Source organism: Geodermatophilus sp. SYSU D01186 (genome assembly GCF_054050215.1).
The window spans coordinates 1-20,321 of sequence record NZ_JBJGYW010000053.1; the positions used below are offsets into that span (position 1 = coordinate 1).

The following is a 20,321-nucleotide window of genomic DNA, read 5'->3' on the forward strand; positions in this document are numbered from 1 at the left end:
GCCCCCCCCCCCCCCCCCCCCCCCCCCCCCCCCCCCCCGCCCCCCCCCCCCCCCCCCCCCCCCCCCCCCCCCCCCCCCCCCCCCCCCCCCCCCCCCCCGCCGGGAGTTCGAGGAGGAGCTCGGCTCGCCGGTGCCGGCCGAAGCGCTGGTGCCCCTCGGCGAGGTGCGCCAGTCCGGCGGCAAGCGGCTGACCGTGTGGGCGGCCGAGGGGGACCTGGACGCCGCCGCCTGCCGCAGCAACACCTTCGAGCTGGAGTGGCCGCCGCGGTCCGGGCGCGTCCAGGAGTTCCCCGAGATCGATCGCGCGGCGTGGCTGCCGGTCGAGGAGGCCCGCGCCAAGCTGGTCGCGGCCCAGGTCGCGTTCCTCGACCGGCTGCTGGAACGGCTGCCCGGCTAGGTCGCGATCGGCGGCAGGTGCAGGTCAGCAAGCGGTCTGGACCGGATGTCGGAGATGGCGATTCGAGGCGGTGAGGTGATGGGGGCGGTGGCAGACAGCGCCGCCATGGGACGCGAGCCGGTGCCACAGCTGCGAGTGGACCCGGGTGCTGTCAGCTCGGATCTGCTGCCCGGCGTCTCCGTCGGGCACGGGGACCACGCCGGGCCGGCCGAGGTCTACGCGGACCTCGGCCGACCGGGGCTGCCGATCAGCGGACGGGCGGTGTCTCGGTCCACAGGGGCGACTCGAACTCCGGCCGGAGGGTCGGCTTGAACTGCTCCAGGCTGACGCCCAGCTTGGGCAGGACCTTGTCGACCAGGAGTTCGTTGCTCTTCAGCATCTTGTCGATCGGCGCTGGGCCGATGCCCTGCCACAGCACGAGCAGGTCGGTGTCGAAGTCCTCGATCACCTTCTCCAGCTTGCGGGCGACGGTGTCGACCGACCCGGTCAACGAGTACCCACGGTCGACCATGGCCCGGTAGTTGTTCGGGATCGGGCCCTCCTCGCCGGGGTAGCGCAGCGCCTCGTTGAAGCCGAAGAAGTCGTGCCACTCGGGCCAGATGAACCCGAGCGCGTCCGAGCCGACCGCGAAGGCCTCCTCGTCGGTCTCGGCGACGACGATCTCGCGGAAGTGGCCGACGTTCTCGCCTCGCTTGATCGAGGGGTCCCGCTTCAGCGCCTCCTCGTGGTAGGCGTCCAGGCAGGAATCGACGATCTCCTTGATCGGGCTGAAGATGATCGGCCAGGCAGCCTGCTGCGCGGCCCATCGGATGGTGTTCGGGCTGAGCGTGAACGGCACCATCAACTCGATGCTGGCCGGGTCCTGCAGCGTGTTCGGCGCGATGCCGATCTTGCGCAGCGTCCCGTCCGGATCGACCGTCGAGGGCGCCATCGACTGTGTGCCGGGGTGCTGCCAGGAGACGCCCTCCGGCGGCACGCTCCAGTGCTGGCCCTGGAAGGAGAACTCCCGGTTCTCCCACAGCCCGCGGATGATCTCGTAGCTCTCCTCGAACAGCTCCCGGTTGACCTTGTCGTGGGCCGCGTAATCGGGGTCGGTGGCGAAGGTCGCGAATGCGTTGTTCTTCTGGCCGACGGTCATCACGTGCCGGGACTGGTAGCCCCGGGCGAAGCCGGCGAACATCCGCCCGCCGCTGAAGTGGTCCAGCATCGCGAGGTCCTCAGCCACCAGGATCGGGTTGCGCGAGGGCAGCACGGTGGCCATCTGCCCGATCCGCAGCCGCGTGGTGATGCCGGCCGCCCAGGCCCCCAGCAGGATCGGGTTGTTCGACATCTCGAGGCCCTCGAGGTGGAAGTGATGCTCCGAGAAGGCCACGAAGTCGAAGCCGAGATCGTCGATCTGCTTGATGATCTCGCTGTTCTCGAACAGCGCCCGCTGGTAGTAGTTGGGGTTCGCGCCGGCGTAGCCCTTGCGGAAATCGGCCGGCGAGGCAGCGGCGCTGGGCAGCAGGAAGGTTCCAAGCCTCATGGTCGGTGTCAACCCTTCGTGGTGGTCGCCGGCCCGATGCCGGACAGGTCGGAGTCGTCGCAGGGACGTCAGGTGCCGCGGGGTGCGGTGCCGGTCAGCGTCCCGGCAGGCCGGGCCTCGTCGCCGAGTGTGCCCAGCTCGTGGCCGAGCCGGTCGCGCTTGGCCCGGAGGTACCGGACGTTCGCCGGAACGGGCGCGACGACGATCGGCTCGCGGCTACTCACCACGATCCCGTGCTCGAGGAGGTCGCGGCACTTGTCGGGGTTGTTGGTCATGAGCCGCACCGAGCGGACCCCGAGGTCGGCGAGCACCGCGGCCGCGGCGTCGTACCGGCGCAGGTCGACCGGCAGGCCCAGGGCCAGGTTGGCGTCAAGGGTGTCCAGCCCCTGCTCCTGCAACTCGTAGGCGCGCATCTTGTTCGCCAGCCCGATGCCCCGGCCCTCGTGGCCGCGGAGGTAGATGAGCACCCCGCGGCCGGCCCTCGCGATGCGGGACAGCGCTGTGTCGAGTTGCTCGCCGCAGTCGCACCGCTGCGACCCGAACAGATCGCCGGTGAGGCACTCCGAGTGCACCCGCACGAGCACGTCGCGGCCGTCGCGCACGTCGCCCATCACCAGGGCCATGTGCTCGACCGGATCGACGGTCCCGGTGTAGCAGTACGCCGTGAAGGTGCCGTGGGCGGTCGGCAGCGATGCCAGGGCCGCGCGTCGCACGACCGGCTCGGCGGCGCGCCGGTGCCGGGCCAGGTCGGCGACGGAGATCAGGTGCAGGTCGTGCCGCGCCGCGAACCGCTGGAGGTCGGCGCGACGCGCCATCGACCCGTCGTCGTTGACCACCTCGGAGATGACCGCCACGGTGCGCAGCCCGGCCAGCCGGCTGAGGTCGACGGCGGCCTCGGTGTGGCCGGCGCGCTCCAGCACGCCGCCCGCGCGGGCCCGTAGGGGGAAGACGTGACCGGGCCGGACGAAGTCGCCGGCGACCGAGTCCGGGTCTGCCAGGGCCCGCACGGTGGCGGCCCGGTCGGCGGCCGAGATGCCCGTCGAGATGCCGGTGCGCAGGTCGACCGAGACGGTGAAGGCGGTGCCCTTCGGGTCCTCGCTGTCCTCGACCATCTGTGGCAGCCGCAGCGCCTCCAGCCGGTCGGACTCCATCGACACGCAGACGACCCCGCCGGTGTGCCGGACGATGAACGCCATCAGTTCCGGCGTCATCAGCTCGGCTGCGGCGATGAGGTCGCCCTCGTTCTCCCGGTCCTCGTCGTCCACGACCAGCACCGGCTCGCCCCGCCGGAACGCGGCGACGGCAGCAGCCAGGTCGCCACGGCGCGAACCGGGCAGGGGAACTTCGGGCGCGCCGGTGGGCGGTGAGACCCAGCGGTGATCCGGCAGACCGATCATGGATCCTCCCTGGAATGCTAGCGTGCGAAACCTAGCCGGGTGAGACCCACGCCACAAGACTCGCCGCATCGGCATGTGAGGAGCCGGGGCCCGGGAGGACCGCATGCCGGATCGCCGACCGGGTGTCCGGGGAGGCGGTGGACAGCGGGCGCCGGCGCTCGGCGGCCGGGAGTGTGGTCGCGCGGCCGCGGTGCGATCAGGAGTGTCGAACCGGGCTCAGCTGCCCGTGGCGCGCGTTCCCGTGTCGGCCTCTGCATGGATGACCTGCAGGGTGCCGACGATGTGTCGCTCGGTGGCGGCGCGGGCGCGCTCGGCGTCCCCGGCGATCAGCGCCGCGCGGATCTCCTCGTGGTCGGCATGCCGGTCGTCCAGCGCACTGCTCAGTGGCTGCGGGATGCCGGCGGTGTTGATCAGGAAGTCGCTGAGATCCCACATCCGCAGGCTCATCTCCTCGACCATGAACGAGCGGGCCATGCGGTGGATGCTGCCGTGGAACTCGCGGTTGAAGACCCGGTAGCCGTGTGAGCGGACGTCGGCGTCCTGCTCGCCGCAGAGGTTGCCGATCCGGGCGTGCACCTCGTCGAGGGCGACCAGGTCGGCCGCCGTCCGCCGCTGGGCCGCGACGGCGCTGATCGCGCCCTCGAAGGCGCCGAAGAGGGTGAAGAAGTCCGCCACGTCCTGGGGGCTGTAGGTGGCCACCCGGCAGCCCACCTGGGGCACGATCTCGACCAGGCCGTCGGCGCTCAGTCGCCGGAGGGCCTCCATGATCGGTTGCTTGCTGACGCCGAGTGCCGACTTGAACATCTCGACCGACAGTCGCTCGCCGGCTGCCCAGTGCCCCTCGAGCAGGGACTCCTTGATCTCGCGGTAGGCGACCGTGCCCATCCGCAGGGCGGAGCGGTCTGCGGCCGGCAGTGGGGAGACGTCGTCCAGGGCGCCGAGCCTGGGCCGCATCGGGTCGCCGGACATGGCCAAAGGGTAATCGGTCATCACAGTCCCGGTGGTCGAGCCGGGCGGTCCGGCCTGGCGTCCAGGAGCCCGCCGACCCGGGGCGACGAGGGCCTTGCGCCGCGGTGTGACCGCCGCTACTTTTCCCGAAACGCTAGCATGCCAGTTGGGAGACAGGTTCATGCCGATCCGTACGGGCGCCCAGTACATCGAACGGCTCCGTAAGACGCCCCGCGAGGTCTGGATCGGTGGCACGCGGGTGGAGGACGTCACCACCCATCCCGCTTTGGCCGCGCCCATCGAGCAGATCGCCCACCTCTACGACATGCAGCACGACCCCGAGCTGGGCCCCGTGCTGACCAGGCCTGGGCCCGACGGGCCGGTCGGGATCGCCTTCGTGCCGCCGCGCTCCCATGAGGACCTCGTCGCCCGACGCGAGGCCTTCCGGGTGTGGGCGGAGGCAACGCTCGGTCTGATGGGCAGATCACCGGACTTCCTGAACACCACGCTGATGGCGTTCGCCGAGGAGCCGGCCGTCTTCGAGGAGCTCGGCCCCCAGTACGCGAGCAACGTGCGGGCGTACTTCGAGCACGTCCGGGACAACGACCTCTTCCTCACCCACGCCCTGATCACCCCGCAGACCGACCGGTCGCGCTCAGCGGGGGAGCAGCAGGACCCCTTCCTCCACATGGGCGTGGTCGAGGAGACCGGCGACGGGCTGGTCGTCCGCGGGGCCCGGATGCTGGCCACCCTCGCTCCGATGGCCGATGAGATGATCATCTACAGCCTGCCGGGGCTGCGCCCGGGCGACGAGAAGCATGCCGCGGTCTTCGCGGTGCCGATCGACGCGCCCGGTCTGCGGCTGATCGCCCGCGAGCCCTACGACGACGGCAGCCGCAACAGCTTCGACCACCCGCTGTCCTCGCACTTCGAGGAGGCCGACTGCCTCGTCGTCTTCGACGACGTGCTCGTCCCCTGGGACCGGGTGTTCCTGCACGGCGACGTCGCGCTGGCCAACGCGATGTACAGCCGCACGAACCTGCGCCAGCACACCGGCCACCAGACCGGCGTCCGCGGGCTGGTGAAGATGCAGTTCGTGACCGGCGTGGCCATGGCGCTGTGCCAGTCGGTCAAGACCGACGGTTTCCTGCACGTGCAGAAGGCCCTCGGCGAGGCGATCGCCGCGGTGGAGACCTGTCGGGCGCTCATCGTGGCCGCCGAGACCGAGTTCGAGGTCGGCACCAGCGGATCGGTGCGGCCGCGCTTCCAGGCGCTGCAGACCCTGCGCATGCACCTGTCCTCCGCCTACCCCAAGGTGGTGGAGACGCTGCAGACGCTGGGAGCCGGCGGGCTGCTGATGATGCCCTCGGCCGAGGACTTCGGCAGCGAGATCGCCCCCGACATCGAGAAGTACTTCGTCGGGGCGGAAGGGTTGCCGGCGGTCGACCGGGTCCGGCTCTACAAGCTCGCCTGGGACCTCTGCGGGGACGGCTTCGGGCAGCGGGCCCTGCAGTACGAGCGGTACTACGCCGGTGACCCGGTCCGCCTCTACGCCATGAACTACCTGACGTACGACAAGTCCGACTGCCAACGCCTGGTCGACCGGGCACTCGACCTGGCCGGCGACCCGGGGGACGCCGTGGCTGCCGTCCGGTCCCGCGGGGTCGAGGCGTGACCACGACGGTGGACGCCGACGTCGACCCCGGACTGATGCGCCGGGCGATGGGGCAGTTCGCCACCGGCGTCACCGTGATCACCGCGGTGACGGGGGACGGCGTGCCCGTCGGGTGCACCGTCAGCGCCTTCTCCTCGCTGTCCCTGGACCCGCCGCTGGTGCTCGTGTGCATCGGCCGGGAGCGCCGGGTGCACGGTCCGCTGACCTCGGGGCCCGGCTACACCGTGAACGTGCTGGCCCACGACCAGCGGGAGATCGCCCACGCCTTCGCGCGTGCCGGCCAGGACCGCTTCGCGGGCCTGGCCGTGCGTCCGGGGCGGCACGGGATCCCGCGCATCGAGGGTGCGCTGGCGCAGATCCAGTGCGACCTGCACGGCGTCCTGGACGGCGGGGACCACGCGATCGTCGTCGGCAGGGTGCGCCAGGTCGACCTCGCCCCGGGGGAACCGCTGCTGTACAGCCAGGGCGCCTTCCTCGACGTCCCCGACCAGGACTGGGAGCGGGTCACGGCCACCGCTCCGCACGAATGGCTGCTCTCGGCCCCCTGGTGATGACCTGACCCCCGACGCGCGGAAGGTGGACTCGATGTCCCTGGCGGTGTGCACCGTCTCCCACACGCCCCTGATGACCCGCAACGAGCCGGCTCCCGGTGTCCGGGATCGGGTGGAGGCCGCGTTCGCCGAGGCCCGGGCCTTCATCGGCGACTTCGCTCCGGACGTCGTGGTCGTACTCGCGCCGGACCACTACAACGGCTTCTTCTACGACATGATGCCGCCGTTCTGCATCGGCACGGAGGCCTCGTCCGTGGGGGACTACGGCTACGAAGAGGGCCCGCTGCAGGTGGACCGCGACCTGGCGCACACCCTCGCCTCGGCGGTGCTCGCGGCAGGCGTCGACGTGGCCGTCTCCGAGCGGATGCACGTCGACCACGGCTTCACCCAGCCACTGACACTGCTCTTCGGTGGGATCGCGGCAGTACCGACCGTCCCGGTCTTCATCAACAGCGTCGCCGAACCGCTCGGTCCCGTCAGCCGTGCCCGGCTCCTCGGGGACGCACTCGGTCGGGCCGCGGCCGGGCTCGACCGGCGGGTGCTGTTCCTCGGTTCCGGCGGGCTGTCCCACGACCCCCCGGTGCCGGCGCTCGCCGGCGCCGCCCCCGAGGTGGCCGAGCGGCTGATCAGCGGGCGTAACCCGACGCGCGAACAACGAGCAGAACGGGAGGAGCGGGTGACAGCGGCCGCCCGGCAGTTCGCCGCGGGCACCCTGCCGTTGCAGCCACTCAACCCCGAGTGGGACCGGGCGCTGCTGGACGTCCTCGCCTCCGGGCGGCTGGAGGCACTCGACGCGTGGAGCAACGAGTCGTTCGTCGAGCAGGCCGGCCACTCGTCCCACGAGGTGCGCACGTCGATCGCGGCCTACGCCGCCCTCGCCGCGACCGGTTCGTACGTCGTCACCCAGTCCTTCTACGAACCCGTCCCGGAGTGGATCGCCGGCTTCGCCGTCACGACCGCACGACCAGCCTGACCGCACCAGCAGCCCCATCACAGCACCACACACCCACATCCGGCCCAGCCGGAGCCGCAAAGGAGCAGCAGTGGACTTCGTCGTCGGTACGTGCGCCAAGATCGATCAGATCGGCATGGTGAAGCAGGCTGAGGACCTCGGCGTCACGCACTTCGGCGCCGGTGAGGGCCCGCTGCTGTTCAGCGACCCGTACCAGTTCCTCGCCATCGCCTCGCAGCAGACATCCACCATCCAACTGGGCACGATGGTCACCAACCCGCTGACCCGCATCGCCCCGGTCACCGCCAACTCGATCGCCACGCTCAACGCCCTGGCGCCAGGGCGGACCTTTCTGGGCATCGGCACGGCCAACAACGCCCTGCGCTCGATGGGCCACCGCACCGCGCGGATCAAGGAGCTCACCGACTCCCTCGAGGTCTCCCGCGGGCTGCTGAACGGCGAGCGGGTCGTCCACGACTGGCTGGGTGAACAGCGCGAGATCGAGTTCCTCGACCCCGACGCCGGCTGGTACAACATCGAGGACCGGGTGCCGATCTGGGTCGCGGCCGGCGGCCCCAAGGGGTTGCACGAGGCCGCCAAGTACGCCGACGCCGTCGTCTACTGCCTCGGTCCGAACCCCGAGATGATCGGCCTGGTCCGCCGCGAGCTGGACAAGGCGGTCGCCGATGCCGGCCGCCCGGCCGGCTCGGTGAAGCTCGTCGCCGTCACCTGGTTCTACGAGCTGCGCAACGGTGAGACCTGGGAAGACGGCATCACCAAGGGCTTCGGCTCGGGTCCGATCAGCTCCTGCCTGACCAACATCGGGTTCATGAACCAGCACGTCGACGAGCTCGGCGGCGACATCGTCAACGCCACCAACGAGGCGGCCATGGCCTACCTCGGCAACCCGGACGCCGTCGACCGGCCGCACTACCTCGACGTCTGGAAGCAGTACCTGCGCGGCCTGGACCCCAAGCACCTGCCGCTGATCACCAAGGAGCTCGTCGACTACTGGTGCCTCTACGGCAGCCCGGACCAGTTGCTGGAGAAGGCGCAGCTCATCACCGAGTCCGGGGTCGATCTGGTCCAGGTCTTCCTGTCCAACCCCTACACGGCCGAGCGCGACATCAACGACATCGGCAAGAGCATCCTCGCCCGCGCCTGACCTGCCCGTCCCCGACCCATCCGGCCCATCCACGGACACCAGGAGGAACCCCCATGGACCTCGACCCCCGCACCACCGCGCTGCTGGTCGTGCACCTGCAGAACGACATCGTCGGCGCTGACGGTGCCTTCGCCGGCTTCTTCCACGAACAGGTCGTCGCTCGCAACGTCGTGGCGGTCAATGCCGATCTGATCGCCGCGGCACGTGCGGCCGGCGTCCCGGTGATCTACACCCGGGTGGCGTGGCAGCCCGACTACTCCGACCTGCACGCCAACTCTCCGCTGCTGGGCATGGTCTCGCAGTTCGGCTGCCTGAAGGAGGGCAGCCCCTCGGCCGAGATCATCGATGAGGTCGCGCCGACCGATGGCGACCACGTCGTCACGCACCGGCGGGTCGGTCCGTTCGTCGACTCCTCCCTGCAGGGCCTGCTCGAGGAGTTGGGCGTCAGCACGGTGATCGTCTCGGGCGTGGCGACCAATGCCTCGGTCGAGGCGACCGTTCGTGGCGCCAGTGACCACGGGTACCGCACGATCCTGGTCGAGGACGGTTGTTCGGCCGGGACCCTCGAGGCGCACGAGGCCTCCGTCGGCTCCATGGGGCTGCTCGCCGAGATCACCACGGCCGCCGAGGTGACCCAGGCGCTGGGCGCCACGGAGGGCGCGACCGCATGAGCGACACCCCCGTCTGGGTCGCCCTCGGCGACGTGCCGCACAGCGTCGAGCACATCGACGTCGGTCCGTGGCGCACCCGGGTGCTGCAGGCCGGCTCTGGGGAAGCGCTGGTGCTGATGCCCGGCACCGGCGGCCACCTGGAGGCCTACGCCCACAACATCGGACCGCTGTCCGAGCACTTCCGGGTGATCGCCTACGACTACCCGGGGCACGGGTACACCACCCTCGCCACGAGCGACCTGGAGCTGCCCGACTACGTCGAGCACCTCGCCGGCCTGCTCGACGTCCTGGGTGTGTCCCGGGCGCACCTCAGCGGGGAGTCCCTCGGCGGGTGGGTGGCGTTGAAGTTCGCTGCCGCTCACCCGGACCGGACCGGGCGTCTGGTGCTGAACACCCCGGGCGGGACGATGGCCCGGCCGGAGATCATGGAGCGGATCCGCAGCCTCTCCCAGGCGGCCGCGGACGATCCCAGTGACGCGAACATCCGGGCCCGGCTGGAATGGCTGATGGCCGACCCGACAACCGTCACTGACGAATTGGTGGCCATCCGGCGGACCATCTACGCCCGTCCCGGTTTCGCCGAGTCCATGCGGCACCTGCTGTGCCTGCAGGACCCGGAGATCCGTCGCCGCAATCTCGTCACCGATGAGGAGCTGGCTGCCGTTCCCCACGGGGCGATGGTGATCTGGACGTCGGACGACCCCTCCGGGCCCGCCGGTGTGGGGATGGACATGGCCGAGAAGATCCCCGGTGGTCGCTTCGAGTTCATCGACGGAGCAGGGCACTGGCCGCAGTGGGAGCAGCGGGCGACGTTCAACCAACTGGTCATCGACTGGTTGACGAAGGAGGGGTGACCGGGGCCCGGATGCCGCGGTGGCCGGTGAGCACCCTCGCCAGAGGAGTCGTCGTCCACCGCGGCCCGGCACCGGGGGAGCCGTTCGGAGCGGTGAGATGACGAGGCAAGAGCTGACCGGCGGTCGTGGGCCCGGGACGGAACCGCTGTCCCGCCACGTCGTCCTGGCGTCCGCAGATCTCGACGAGGCCCGCCATGGCATCGGCAACGTCTTCGTGCCTCACCACGTCGACGTCGCCGGCCCGGGGGCGGTGGCCGCCCGGCTGCACGCCGTCGTGCTCGACCGGGTCACCTTCGCCTACTCGCGCTACGGCGCTCCGGTCGAGATCGGTGGGCTCGGGGCCATGGGTCCGTGCTACCACCTGAACCTCCTGCACCGGGGTGCCGTCCGGTCGTGGCGCGGTCGTGACGAGGTGGACCAGTCGCGCCGCGGCCAGGGTGTGGTCTTCGCCCCGGGCCAGGAATGGCGGATGAGCTGGGGCGGTGACTGCGCCCAGATCGCCGTCCGCATCGACCAGCAGGCGCTGCAGAACCACTTCGAACGCACCGTCGGCCGCCCCAGTGGCGGGCCGATCGCCTTCCGCTTCGCCCTCGCCGAGAGTCCGGCGGTCCGCAGCTTCGTGTCCCTGCTGGGCAGCATCGTGACCGAGCTCGACACGGCGGCCGGCAGTTGGCTGTCCAGCCGGCTGATGGTCGCCCAGGTCGAGGACTTCGTCATGAGCGGGCTGCTGGCCGCCCAGCCGCATGACCTCAGCGACGTGCTCACCGCACCCCCCGGGCCGAGCCGGCCACGACACGTCAGGCGCGCGATGGATCTCATGATCGAGCGCCCCGACGACCCGCTGACGACGACCGACCTCGCCGACGCGGCAGGCGTGAGCGTCCGCACCCTGCAGGCGGCGTTCCACAGCCACGTCGGGATGTCGCCGATGGAGTTCCTGCGCGACGTCCGGCTCGAACGCGTGCACCGGGAACTGGCGGAGGCGGGCGACGGCACCACGGTCACCGCCGTCGCGCTGCGCTGGGGCTTCGGTCACCTCGGCCGGTTCGCCGTGGCCTACCGGCGCAAGTACGGCCGGTCCCCGTCGGACACGTTGCGCTCGGGGGGATGACCCGGGCCCCGGGACCCGTGACGAAGACGTGCGGGCCCCGGGGCTCGGGTGGCTCAGCCGGCGTTCGGCTCCTCCCCGGGGAGCCGCAGCCCCTTGAGTGCCGGGATGACGCCCTGGGAGTACAGCTCGTACGAGCGCTTCGTCTGCTGCTCGGTGAGGTTGCCGAACGTGCCCCAGACGATGATGTTGCCGCACTCGAGCTCCTCGGCCTGGGCGACGAGCTTGTCCCGGACCGTCTCCGGCGACCCGACGCAGATGATCCCGGCGTCGTTGAGGTCCTTCCAGCTCACGTTGTCCTGGACGAACGGGCGGAAGAAGGACTGGTAGTACTCGTAGCCCTTCGGGACGTTGTCCAGGTCCTCGAAGATGGCGTGCGTCCGGAAGAGGCCGAACAGGTGGTCCAGGGCCGGTTCGGCGAGATCATTGGCCTCGGCGTCGGTCGGGGCTACGAAGATGTTGCGCATCACCGCGACCCGGTCGGGCGCCGTCGAGTTGCCGGCTTCGCGGGCCGCCTTGCGGTACCGGTCGAACATGTCCTTGGTGTCCGGGACCGGCAGGAAGGTGTGAGCCATCTTGTAGCCCTGGGTGCCGGCCCACTCGGTCGTCGCCGGGCTGAGTGCGGTGATCCACACCGGCGGGTTCGGCTGCTGGATCGGCTTCGGCCAGACCGCGACGTCGTCGTAGTCCCAGAAGCGTCCGTGGTGGGTGAACGACGGGTTGCGCCATGCCTCGTGGATGAGCTGCATGCCCTCCTCGAAGCGCGGGCGGGTCTCCTCCATCGGGACGCCGGCCTTGTGGAACTCCAGCTCGTCCACGCCGCGGCCCAGGCCCACCTCCAGGCGGCCGTGGGTGAGGTAGTCGAGCATGGCCGCCTCCTCGGCGAGCCGCAGCGGCTCGTGGAACGGGATGATGTTGGCCATCACGCCCAGCCGGATGCTCGTGGTCCGCGCGGCCACCGCCGCGACGAGGAGGTTCGGCGACGGGCTCACCGTGTAGGCGGTGAAGTGGTGCTCGCTGAAGAAGACACCGTCGAAGCCCTGGTCCTCGGCCCCCACCCAGGTGTCGAAGTGCCAGTCGTACAGCTCCGAGCAGAGAGCCGGGTCGAAGTTCTCCGCCCGCTTGTCGTAGGGGTAGTTGAAGATGTCGAACATCCAGGACTTGACCACGGTGTCTCCTGTCGACAGTGCCGGTCGGGGGGGTTGAGCCGGGCGCACGGTAGCCGCGGGTCGCCGCCGGGTCCGAGCCGGAAAACGCCGGTTCCGGCCGCCCTGCGCAGCCGGTTTCCGGCATGTCTTCGGGCCGGGAGTCGCAGGTCCCGAGCCTGCGGCACGTCTCGTATAAAATACTTGACCCCTACCGCGCCGCCGCTTAGCTTGGCGTCCGCAGGGCAGCAGCCTGAACCGTCCGGGGCTGCGGTGGCGAGCGCGACGCCGGAGCCCTGCCCTCCGAGTGGCCGCCGGGCGCTCGACGTCGCTTCCGACGAGAGCTGGAGATCACCGATGACGGTGTGGACCGATCTGACGGGGCTGGAGTTCAGCGTCAGCTCCGTCGATGTCGACGGCATCCCCACGCGGAGCCTGCGGGCGGGCTCGGGCCCGCCGTTGGTCTTCCTGCATGGGACCAGCGGGCACCTCGACGGCTTCAGCCGCAACATCGCCGCACACGCCGAGCACTTCACCGTGCACGCCATCGACATGCTCGGCCACGGGTACACCGGCAAGCCGGACCGGCCGTACACGATCCCGGCCTACGTGGAGCACCTGCTGGGCTACCTGGACGCCTGCGGCGTGGGGAGCGCGCACCTGGCGGGACAGTCCCTGGGGGGCTGGGTCGCCGCCTGGGCGGCGGCCGAGCACCCCGACCGCGTGCGTTCCCTCTCCCTGCTCGCTCCCGGCGGCACCGTGGCGAAGCCCGAGGTGATGGACCAGATCCGCACGTCGACGCTCGCCGCGGTGGAGAACAGCGACCCGATCGGCACCCGCCGCAGGATCGAGTGGCTCATGGCCCATCCCGAGACCAGCGTGACCGATGAGCTGGTCGCCATCCGGCACGCGATCTACCAGCAGCCGGAGATGAAGCAGAACGTCGGGAACATCCTCGTCCTGCAGGACATGGACGTCCGCACCCAGAACCTCATGACCGAGGAGCGGCTGGGCCGCATCCAGGCCCCGACACTGGTCGTGTGGACCGCCGAGGACCCCACGAGCACGGTCGCCGAAGGGCACTTCTGGGCGAACTCCATCCCCGGGGCCCGGTTCGAGATGATCGAGGAAGCCGGCCACTGGCCGCACTACGAGCAGCCCGAGCGGTTCAACGCCCTCCACCTGGAGTTCCTGCGCTCGACGCTCGACTAGGTCGTCCGGCGTTCCGATCGGCGCCACGAACTGCTTCCTCTGCAGACGGGTGGATCATGGACCTGGGTATTGCCGGCAAGCGCGCGGCCGTCGCCGCGTCGACCAGCGGGCTCGGTTTCGCGGCGGCGCAGGCGCTCGCGGCCGAGGGTGTGCAGGTCGCGATCTGCGGGCGGCAGAGGGAGCGTGTCGAGAAGGCTGCCGCCGCCATCGGTGGCGAAGTCGTGCCGATCGAGGCCGACGTCAGCACGCCCGAGGGCGCGACGGGTTTCGTGGACGAGGCGCAGCGGGCCCTCGGTCAGGTCGACATCCTGGTCGTCAACGTGCCAGGGACGCCGGCCGGGACCTTCGGGTCCACGGCGTTCGAGGCGTACGGGCCCGCGCTGCAGAACCACGTGCTCAGCGCGGTCGCGATGTGCAAGGCAGCGGTGCCGGGCATGCAGTCGCGGGGCTGGGGTCGGGTCGTGGCCATCACGTCGGTGGGGGTGCGCCAGCCGTTCCCGGACCTGATCCTGTCCAACACCGGGCGGTCGGGTCTCACCGCGTTCCTGAAGACGGTCGCCCTGGAGGTCGCCCCGGACGGCGTCACCGTGAACACGGTCCAGCCGGGCTACCACCGCACGGAACGGCTCGAGTCCTGGGCCGGGGACCGGCTGGCAGACCTCGCGGCGGACGTGCCGGCGAACGCCGTCGGCGAACCGGCCGGCCTCGGCGCCGTGGTGGCCTTCCTCTGCTCGCAGTCCGCCGGATACCTCACCGGGGCGGCCGTCCCCGTCGACGGCGGGCTCCACGGTGGACTGCAGTAGATCTCGGCGGGTGGTCCGGGAGAGCCCGCGGCCGGCCCCGCTCAGTTCTGCCGCGGCTGTGCCGTCGTGAGGCCGAAGCCGGCCAGCCACTCCGGGATGGCCTCGTAGAAGCTGGAGCGGACGTCGTACGGGCCGTGGGCGGACAGGGCGGCGTGGGCCGCGAGCCAGGTGCGGACCTCGTGAGAGGAGTGCCCGGCCTGGTCGACGAACGACTCGTTGCTCCACGAGTCGATCTGCGCGAGGTCCCCGGAGGCCATGACCGCGAGGAACTGTCGGTCCCACTCGGGGTTGAGCGGCATGAGGTCCGTCGTCCCGGCCGCGTAGGCCAGCGCAGCGTCGAACACGCGCGCCTCACGGGCGGCCCGCTGCTCGGGGGTCGGGTTGCGGCCGGCGATCAGCCGCTCGGCCACCTCGGGCGGGGCCTCGGCCAGCCGCGGGACCGGCGGGTCGTGGGACAGACCGCCGGAGGCCAGCAGCAGTACCCGGCGGTCCAGCCCGAGGGCGGCGGAGCCGATCGCCTCGCCGAGCAGGCGGGTGCGACCCACCGGGCCCAGCGGTTCGGCGACGCAGTTGATGAACACCGGCACGACCGGCACCGCGTCGATGCCGCCGAAGAGCAGGTCCAGCGGCTGCACGCAGCCGTGGTCGACGGTCATGCGCTCGGAGAACGCCACGTCGACCCCGCGATCCAGCGCGGTCGCGGTGAAGGCCCGTGCCGCCGAGCCGTCCACCGGCAGGGGACCGCCCGACGTCCCGTAGTCGCCCACCGCCGTCGCGGCGGCCCCGATGCAGAACGACGGCATGAGGTCGTAGAGGAAGCCGTTGTAGTGGTCGGGGGCGAAGACCACGACCAGCTCGGGGTCGAACGCGACCACGAACTCCCGGGCGTCGTCGATCGCCGCCTGCACCCGGTCGACGACGTCGGCGGTGGGCTGGTGGACGCCCATCACCGGGGTGTGTGACAGGGCGCAGAGAGCGAGGGACATGGCAGTGGGCTCCCCATCCCAGCCGTCCCGCGGGAGCGGCTGTCGGCGGTGTCAGATGTGGTGGGGCGGGGTCATGCGTACGGCAGTCCGCCCCGCTCGACCAGCCGGCGGGCGATGATCGAACGCTGGATCTCGTTCGTCCCCTCGCCGACGACCATCAGCGGGGCGTCGCGGTAGAAGCGTTCGACGGGGTACTCGGCGGCGTAGCCGTTGCTCGCGTGGATGCGCACCGCCTGCTGGCAGAGCTCCAGGCAGACCTCGGAGGCGTAGAGCTTGGCCATCCCCGCCTCCAGGTCGCACCGGGCGCCGGCGTCCAGGCGCTCGGCCGCGGCCGTGATGAGCATCCGGGCGGCCTCCAGCTTCACCGCCATGTCCGCCAGGTAGTTGCCGATCGACTGGTGCTGCCAGATCGGCACCCCGAAGGCGACCCGCTGCTGCGAGTAGGCCAGAGAGGCCTCGAAGGCCGCGCGGGCGACCCCGCTGGCCCGGGCGGCGACCTGGATCCGGCCGAGCTCCAGCCCGCGCATCATCTGCGCGAAGCCGGCACCGGCCACCCCGCCGAGCAGCTGGGTGCTCGGCACACGGCAGTCGGTGAAGGCGATCTCGCAGGTCTCGATGCCCTTGTAGCCGAGCTTGGCGAGGTCGCGGGAGACGGTCATGCCCGCCCCCTGCTCCACCAGGAGGATGCTCATGCCCCGGTGAGCGGGCCGGGCGTCCGGATCGGTCCGGCACAGCAGCGCGACCAGCCCCGACCGGCGGGCGTTGGTGATCCACATCTTGGTGCCGTTCACGACGTAGCCGGCGCCGTCGGCACGGGCGACGGTCCGCATGTTCTGCAGGTCCGAACCGCCGTCGGGCTCGGTGAGCGCCATGGTGGCGCGCAGCTGCCCGGTCGCCAGGGCCGGGAGGTAGCGCTGCTGCTGCTCCTCGGTGCCGAACCGGGTGAGGAGGCTGACGACGACGCTGTGCCCGCCCATGGCCCCGGCCAGGCTCATCCAGCCGCGGGCGAGCTCCTCGGTGACCGCGGCGAAGCACGGCGTCGAGACGCCGAGGCCACCGAAGCGCTCGGGCGCGACCAGCCCGTAGACGCCCAGGTCCTTCATCTGCTCGATCAGAGCCTCGGGGTAGGTGTCGCTGTGCTCGAGCTCGGTGGCGACCGGCACCACCTCGCGGTCCACGAAGCGGCGGACCGTCGCGACGATGGCCCGTTCCTCCTCGCTCAGCTGGGGCATCCGGCGTCTCCTCGTGGGGGAAGGGGGAGTGCGGTGGTCATGGCGCCGACCGGGGAGTTGCCGGGCCGAGGGCCGCCGCGACCTCCGACTCATCCAGGCCGGCCCAGAGCAGCACGGCGACGCTGTGCTCGCCCACCTCCGGCACCGGCCCCATGGCAGCCGGCCGGTGGGGGCCGGTCAGGGGAGGTTCGAGGGCCCGCAGCGGGCCGGCCGGGGAAGCGACCTCTCGCAGGCGGTGCCGTGCAGTGAGGGCCGGGTGGTCGCCGAGAGCGGTCACGTCCGCGATGCGCGCGTGAGCCACGGAGGCGCGGTCCAGGAGGTCCTCCACGGTCTCCGCGGGCAGCCGGCCGGTGCGCTGCTCGATCCGCTCCTGCAGCTCGGCCCGGTGCTGCACGCGCCGGCTGTTCGTCGCGAACCGGGGATCGGTGGCCAGCGCCGGGTCCTCGAGCACGACGTCGCAGAACCGGGCCCACTCACGGTCGTTCTGGACCGCGAGGACGACCTGCTTCCCGTCGCCGGTGCGGACCGGGCCGTAGGGGGCGATCGCGGCGTGCGCGGCACCGTTGCGCACCGGCGCCTGCCCGCCGTAGGCCCCGTGGTAGAAGGGGAAGCCCATCCACTCGGCCAGGGAGTCGAAGAGGGACACCCGCACGGCACGGCCGGTGCCGGTCCGTTCGCGCTCGTAGAGCGCCGCCAGGATGCCGCTGAAGGCGTATGTCCCCGCCGCGATGTCGGCCACGGGGATCCCCGCCTTGGCGCGGTGTTCCGGCGTCCCGGTGACCGACAGGAGCCCCGCCTCCGCCTGCACGAGCAGGTCGTAGGCCTTGCGGTGGGCGTGCGGACCCTCCGCGCCATATCCCGAGACGTCGCAGGTGACCAGGCGCGGGCGAGTGGCCCGGGCCGTCTCCGAGCCGAGCCCCAGGCGCTCGGCCGCCCCGGGGGCGAGGTTCTGCACGAACACGTCGGCACGATCCAGCAGCCGCTCCACGACTGACCGGCACCCGGGTCGCTTGAGGTCCAGTGCCACCGATTCCTTCGAGCGGTTCAGCCACACGAAGTGGCTGGAGAGGCCGTGGACGGTCGTGTCGTAGTCCCGGGCGAAGTCGCCGCGCCCGGGTCGCTCGATCTTGATCACTCGCGCGCCCAGGTCTGCCAGGTGGCGGGTGGCCAGCGGGGCGGCGACGGCCTGCTCGATGGTCACGACGACCAGCCCAGCCAGGGGCAGGGACGAGGTCGGTCCGGCCATGGTGGCGCACCATACAATGTAGAAGATGGCTCCGTGGGACAGCAGCGTCCCGGTGCGCGATCCCGGGTGGGCCTGCTGGGAGGAGCGACGTGGAGCCAGGTGCGCCCGGCCCGTCGGTGCGGAACGGTCTGCCCTCGGCGTCGGACTTCCGCAGGCGCACGCGCGTGCAGCTCGGTGACGAGGTCGCGTCCTACATCCGCGACCTGATCATGTCCGGGCAGGTGCGCCAGGGCGAGTTCCTCCGGCTGGAACGCATCGCCGAGGAGCTGGGAGTCAGCGCCACGCCGGTGCGCGAGGCGCTGCTGTCGCTGCGTGGCGAGGGGTTCGTCAGCCTCGAGGCCCGCCGTGGTTTCGTCGTCGCCCCGCTGAGCCGGCAGGACGTGGCCGACCTCTTCCAGGTCCAGGCCGACGTCGCCGCGGAGCTGGCCGGGCGGGCCGCGGAGCGCCTCGCGCCGCAGGTCGTCGACCGCCTCACCGCGCTGCAGGAGCAGCTGGAGGAGGCCTCCCGGCGGGGAGCGACGGAGGAGATGGAGGAACTCAACTTCCAGCTCCACCGGGCGGTCTACCGCGGGGCGGCCTCGCCGAAGCTGACGTGGGTCGTGGGCAGCCTCGCCCGGTACGCCCCGCGCCGCTTCTACGCCGACATCCAAGGGTGGCAGGGGGCCTCCGTCGCCGAGCACGGCGCGATCATCGAAGCGCTGCGCCGGCGTGACCCGGAGCAAGCCCGCCGTGCCATGCGCAGCCACGTGAGCCACGCCGGCCGGCTGCTCGTCGCCCACCTCGAGAGCCGGGGCTTCTGGGGGGACGACCCGGCGTGAGCTGCGGCGGGGCCGAGCGGCGGGGGAGTTGCCGTGCCCGCCGCCGGGGCGGACCCGGCCGCACCTGATCCCGGCCCGGGACGCGGGAGCCGGAGGGGATCCAGGTGATCGTTGCGCACATCACATCCCTGCCCCTAGCATGCCAGCATTCCAGTGGCCGCAACCGGAGCGGAGTCCTGGCCGGACCGGTCCCTCGACCGGCTCGGCGTCCGGGCCCCGACCGAGCACGGCGGCCTGCTCGACGAGCTCGCCCGGGGCTCCAGCGCGGTGAGACCTGCCTGTCCGCACCCGATCCGAGAAGAGGCGCACGTGGACTTCATCGTCGGCAATCTCGCGCACATCGAAGGGCTCGACCAGGTCAAGCTCGCCGAGGACGTGGGGATCACCCACTACGGCGCGGGGCAGGGGCCGCTGCACTCCAGCGACCCCTTCCAGTTCCTGGCGCTGGCCGCGCGGGAGACCTCAACGATCAAGCTCGGCCCGTACGTGATGGACCCGCTCACCCGGATCCCGCCCTCGGTCGCCAATTCGCTGGCGACGCTGAACCTGGTCTCCGAGGGGCGGGCCTTCCTCGGCCTCGGGACGGCGAACTCTGCGCTGCACGCCATGGGCCGCAAGAGCGCCAAGCCGGAGGAGCTCGCCGAGGCGGTGCAGGTGATCTCCGCGCTGGTGCGCGGGGGCCGGGCCGACCACACATGGCGCGGCGAGACCAAGGCGGCGCAGCTGCTGGGCGCCCCGGACGCCGGCTTCTTCCGCACCGACCCCGACTTCCCGGTCTACATCGCCGCCGGCGGCCCCAAGGGCGTCGCCAACGCCGCCCGGTACGCCGACGCGATCCTCTACTGCGTCGGGCCCAACCCGGACTTCATCAAGATCGTTCGACGCGAGCTGGAGCGGGAGGTCGCCGCGGCGGGGCGCCCGCCGGGCAGCGTGAAGCTGATCGGGCTCACCTTCTTCTACCAACTGCGCAACGGCGAGACCTGGGAGGACGCCCTCACCAAGGGCTTCGGCACCACGGCGCCGATGGGCTCGACGATCAGCGACATGGGCTACCTCAAGAAGTTCCGCGAGGAGATCGGCGCGGACATCGTCGACAAGTCGATCGCCATGGTCCAGAACACGATCATGGGCGCCCCCGAGGAGATGGGCGCCGCCAGCCACCTGGACCAGTGGGACACCTACGCCAAGGGCTTCGACGAGCGGCACATGCCCTACATGTCCCAGGACATCCTCGACTTCTGGACCCTGTACGGGTCGCCGGACGACCTCCTCGAGAACGCCCAACTCATGATGGAGAGTGGCCTCGACGCGCTCAGCGTGTTCCTCTACAACCCGTTCACCGCCCGCCGGGACATCGCCGACATCGGGTCGTCGATCCTCGCCCGGATCTGATGGGCGCCGTGGACGCACACCGCGACCGGCCCGCCGGCACCGAGCTGCGGCCCACGCCCAGCGCGATGCGCCGGGTGCTGCGCCGGGCCCGCGACTCGGTCGCCCTCGATCGCATCGAGGCCGAGCTGCTGCTCACCGCACGGGGGGAGGGGCTGGGCGTTAATTAGGCCAGCGCCTCCCGGGTGGGGGAAGCCCGACAGCTCCCCGCCGGCCGGCCGGGTGTCATCACCTACTCCCCGAAGGT

General features: G+C 71.4%; 20 protein-coding genes. 13 read left to right on the forward strand and 7 right to left on the reverse strand.

All coding sequences use genetic code 11. The features are described from left to right. Positions 1–130: 130 nt before the first annotated feature. Positions 131–397, forward strand: a complete 267-nt coding sequence (locus tag ACI784_RS23905) for a hypothetical protein (RefSeq protein WP_457015180.1) — start codon at positions 131–133, stop codon at positions 395–397. 247 nt (positions 398–644) lie between these two features. Here ACI784_RS23905 and ACI784_RS23910 read toward each other — a convergent pair whose 3' ends face one another. The 3 genes from ACI784_RS23910 to ACI784_RS23920 all read right to left on the reverse strand — a co-directional run bounded on the left by ACI784_RS23910 (position 645) and on the right by ACI784_RS23920 (position 4,288). Continuing rightward, positions 645–1,922 (reverse strand): LLM class flavin-dependent oxidoreductase, encoded by a 1,278-nt coding sequence (locus ACI784_RS23910; protein ID WP_457015181.1) that lies wholly within the window; start codon positions 1,920–1,922, stop codon positions 645–647. Positions 1,923–1,990: 68 nt separating this feature from the next. Continuing rightward, the gene (locus ACI784_RS23915) at positions 1,991–3,319 is read right to left on the reverse strand and encodes a bifunctional 3,4-dihydroxy-2-butanone-4-phosphate synthase/GTP cyclohydrolase II (protein WP_457015182.1); all 1,329 of its coding nucleotides are present in this window, start codon (positions 3,317–3,319) and stop codon (positions 1,991–1,993) included. 216 nt (positions 3,320–3,535) lie between these two features. Next, complete coding sequence (locus ACI784_RS23920) at positions 3,536–4,288, reverse strand: GntR family transcriptional regulator (RefSeq protein ID WP_457015183.1); 753 nt, start codon at positions 4,286–4,288, stop codon at positions 3,536–3,538. Positions 4,289–4,448: 160 nt separating this feature from the next. On the opposite strand from ACI784_RS23920, the gene hpaB reads away from it, so the two are divergent. The 7 genes from hpaB (at position 4,449) to ACI784_RS23955 (ending at position 11,246) form a co-directional block, all read left to right on the forward strand. After that, complete coding sequence (gene hpaB, locus ACI784_RS23925; RefSeq protein WP_457015184.1) at positions 4,449–5,942, forward strand: 4-hydroxyphenylacetate 3-monooxygenase, oxygenase component; 1,494 nt, start codon at positions 4,449–4,451, stop codon at positions 5,940–5,942. Beyond that, positions 5,939–6,493, forward strand: a complete 555-nt coding sequence (locus ACI784_RS23930) for a flavin reductase family protein (RefSeq protein WP_457015185.1) — start codon at positions 5,939–5,941, stop codon at positions 6,491–6,493. The genes hpaB and ACI784_RS23930 overlap by 4 nt, the downstream gene beginning before the upstream one ends. A gap of 34 nt (positions 6,494–6,527) precedes the next feature. After that, positions 6,528–7,466: a 3-carboxyethylcatechol 2,3-dioxygenase gene (locus tag ACI784_RS23935; protein WP_457015186.1), complete on the forward strand. Its 939-nt coding sequence runs from the start codon at positions 6,528–6,530 to the stop codon at positions 7,464–7,466. A gap of 70 nt (positions 7,467–7,536) precedes the next feature. After that, entirely contained in the window at positions 7,537–8,610 is a 1,074-nt protein-coding gene (locus ACI784_RS23940; RefSeq protein WP_456923899.1) for an LLM class flavin-dependent oxidoreductase, read from the forward strand. A 53-nt stretch (positions 8,611–8,663) separates the two neighbouring features. Then, positions 8,664–9,281: a cysteine hydrolase family protein gene (locus tag ACI784_RS23945; protein ID WP_456923898.1), complete on the forward strand. Its 618-nt coding sequence runs from the start codon at positions 8,664–8,666 to the stop codon at positions 9,279–9,281. Next, complete coding sequence (locus ACI784_RS23950; protein WP_457015187.1) at positions 9,278–10,135, forward strand: alpha/beta fold hydrolase; 858 nt, start codon at positions 9,278–9,280, stop codon at positions 10,133–10,135. Before ACI784_RS23945 ends, ACI784_RS23950 begins: the two co-directional genes overlap by 4 nt. Positions 10,136–10,232: 97 nt before the next feature. Next, positions 10,233–11,246, forward strand: coding sequence for an AraC family transcriptional regulator (locus ACI784_RS23955; protein WP_457015188.1), 1,014 nt, complete (start codon positions 10,233–10,235; stop codon positions 11,244–11,246). A gap of 53 nt (positions 11,247–11,299) precedes the next feature. Here ACI784_RS23955 and ACI784_RS23960 read toward each other — a convergent pair whose 3' ends face one another. Beyond that, entirely contained in the window at positions 11,300–12,412 is a 1,113-nt protein-coding gene (locus tag ACI784_RS23960) for an LLM class flavin-dependent oxidoreductase (RefSeq protein ID WP_456923895.1), read from the reverse strand. Between the two features lie 333 nt (positions 12,413–12,745). On the opposite strand from ACI784_RS23960, the gene ACI784_RS23965 reads away from it, so the two are divergent. After that, on the forward strand, positions 12,746–13,600 hold the full coding sequence (locus ACI784_RS23965) for an alpha/beta fold hydrolase (protein ID WP_457015189.1): 855 nt from the start codon (positions 12,746–12,748) through the stop codon (positions 13,598–13,600). Positions 13,601–13,656: 56 nt separating this feature from the next. Beyond that, positions 13,657–14,403, forward strand: coding sequence for an SDR family oxidoreductase (locus tag ACI784_RS23970; RefSeq protein ID WP_457015190.1), 747 nt, complete (start codon positions 13,657–13,659; stop codon positions 14,401–14,403). A 41-nt stretch (positions 14,404–14,444) separates the two neighbouring features. Here the strand turns inward: ACI784_RS23970 and ACI784_RS23975 are convergent, their stop codons facing one another. The 3 genes from ACI784_RS23975 to ACI784_RS23985 all read right to left on the reverse strand — a co-directional run bounded on the left by ACI784_RS23975 (position 14,445) and on the right by ACI784_RS23985 (position 17,867). Then, positions 14,445–15,389: a 3-carboxyethylcatechol 2,3-dioxygenase gene (locus tag ACI784_RS23975; protein ID WP_457015191.1), complete on the reverse strand. Its 945-nt coding sequence runs from the start codon at positions 15,387–15,389 to the stop codon at positions 14,445–14,447. A gap of 71 nt (positions 15,390–15,460) precedes the next feature. Continuing rightward, entirely contained in the window at positions 15,461–16,621 is a 1,161-nt protein-coding gene (locus ACI784_RS23980) for an acyl-CoA dehydrogenase family protein (RefSeq protein ID WP_457015192.1), read from the reverse strand. A gap of 37 nt (positions 16,622–16,658) precedes the next feature. Continuing rightward, on the reverse strand, positions 16,659–17,867 hold the full coding sequence (locus ACI784_RS23985; RefSeq protein ID WP_456923890.1) for a CaiB/BaiF CoA transferase family protein: 1,209 nt from the start codon (positions 17,865–17,867) through the stop codon (positions 16,659–16,661). An 89-nt stretch (positions 17,868–17,956) separates the two neighbouring features. On the opposite strand from ACI784_RS23985, the gene ACI784_RS23990 reads away from it, so the two are divergent. The 3 genes from ACI784_RS23990 to ACI784_RS24000 all read left to right on the forward strand — a co-directional run bounded on the left by ACI784_RS23990 (position 17,957) and on the right by ACI784_RS24000 (position 20,244). Continuing rightward, on the forward strand, positions 17,957–18,685 hold the full coding sequence (locus ACI784_RS23990; RefSeq protein ID WP_457015193.1) for a GntR family transcriptional regulator: 729 nt from the start codon (positions 17,957–17,959) through the stop codon (positions 18,683–18,685). Between the two features lie 153 nt (positions 18,686–18,838). Next, positions 18,839–20,077, forward strand: a complete 1,239-nt coding sequence (locus ACI784_RS23995) for an LLM class flavin-dependent oxidoreductase (RefSeq protein ID WP_457015194.1) — start codon at positions 18,839–18,841, stop codon at positions 20,075–20,077. An 8-nt stretch (positions 20,078–20,085) separates the two neighbouring features. Then, positions 20,086–20,244 (forward strand): hypothetical protein, encoded by a 159-nt coding sequence (locus ACI784_RS24000; RefSeq protein WP_457015195.1) that lies wholly within the window; start codon positions 20,086–20,088, stop codon positions 20,242–20,244. Positions 20,245–20,321: the final 77 nt, after the last annotated feature.

Bases quoted from the DNA above. Each gene is read 5' to 3' on its own strand.
- ACI784_RS23955 (WP_457015188.1), top strand. From the start codon at position 10,233: ATGACGAGGCAAGAGCTGACCGGCGGTCGTGGGCCCGGGACGGAACCG.
- ACI784_RS23970 (WP_457015190.1), top strand. From the start codon at position 13,657: ATGGACCTGGGTATTGCCGGCAAGCGCGCGGCCGTCGCCGCGTCGACC.
- ACI784_RS23950 (WP_457015187.1), top strand. From the start codon at position 9,278: ATGAGCGACACCCCCGTCTGGGTCGCCCTCGGCGACGTGCCGCACAGC.
- ACI784_RS23910 (WP_457015181.1), bottom strand. From the start codon at position 1,922: ATGAGGCTTGGAACCTTCCTGCTGCCCAGCGCCGCTGCCTCGCCGGCC.
- ACI784_RS23965 (WP_457015189.1), top strand. From the start codon at position 12,746: ATGACGGTGTGGACCGATCTGACGGGGCTGGAGTTCAGCGTCAGCTCC.
- hpaB (WP_457015184.1), top strand. From the start codon at position 4,449: ATGCCGATCCGTACGGGCGCCCAGTACATCGAACGGCTCCGTAAGACG.
- ACI784_RS23920 (WP_457015183.1), bottom strand. From the start codon at position 4,288: ATGTCCGGCGACCCGATGCGGCCCAGGCTCGGCGCCCTGGACGACGTC.
- ACI784_RS23980 (WP_457015192.1), bottom strand. From the start codon at position 16,621: ATGCCCCAGCTGAGCGAGGAGGAACGGGCCATCGTCGCGACGGTCCGC.
- ACI784_RS23945 (WP_456923898.1), top strand. From the start codon at position 8,664: ATGGACCTCGACCCCCGCACCACCGCGCTGCTGGTCGTGCACCTGCAG.
- ACI784_RS23985 (WP_456923890.1), bottom strand. From the start codon at position 17,867: ATGGCCGGACCGACCTCGTCCCTGCCCCTGGCTGGGCTGGTCGTCGTG.
- ACI784_RS23915 (WP_457015182.1), bottom strand. From the start codon at position 3,319: ATGATCGGTCTGCCGGATCACCGCTGGGTCTCACCGCCCACCGGCGCG.
- ACI784_RS23975 (WP_457015191.1), bottom strand. From the start codon at position 15,389: ATGTCCCTCGCTCTCTGCGCCCTGTCACACACCCCGGTGATGGGCGTC.
- ACI784_RS23935 (WP_457015186.1), top strand. From the start codon at position 6,528: ATGTCCCTGGCGGTGTGCACCGTCTCCCACACGCCCCTGATGACCCGC.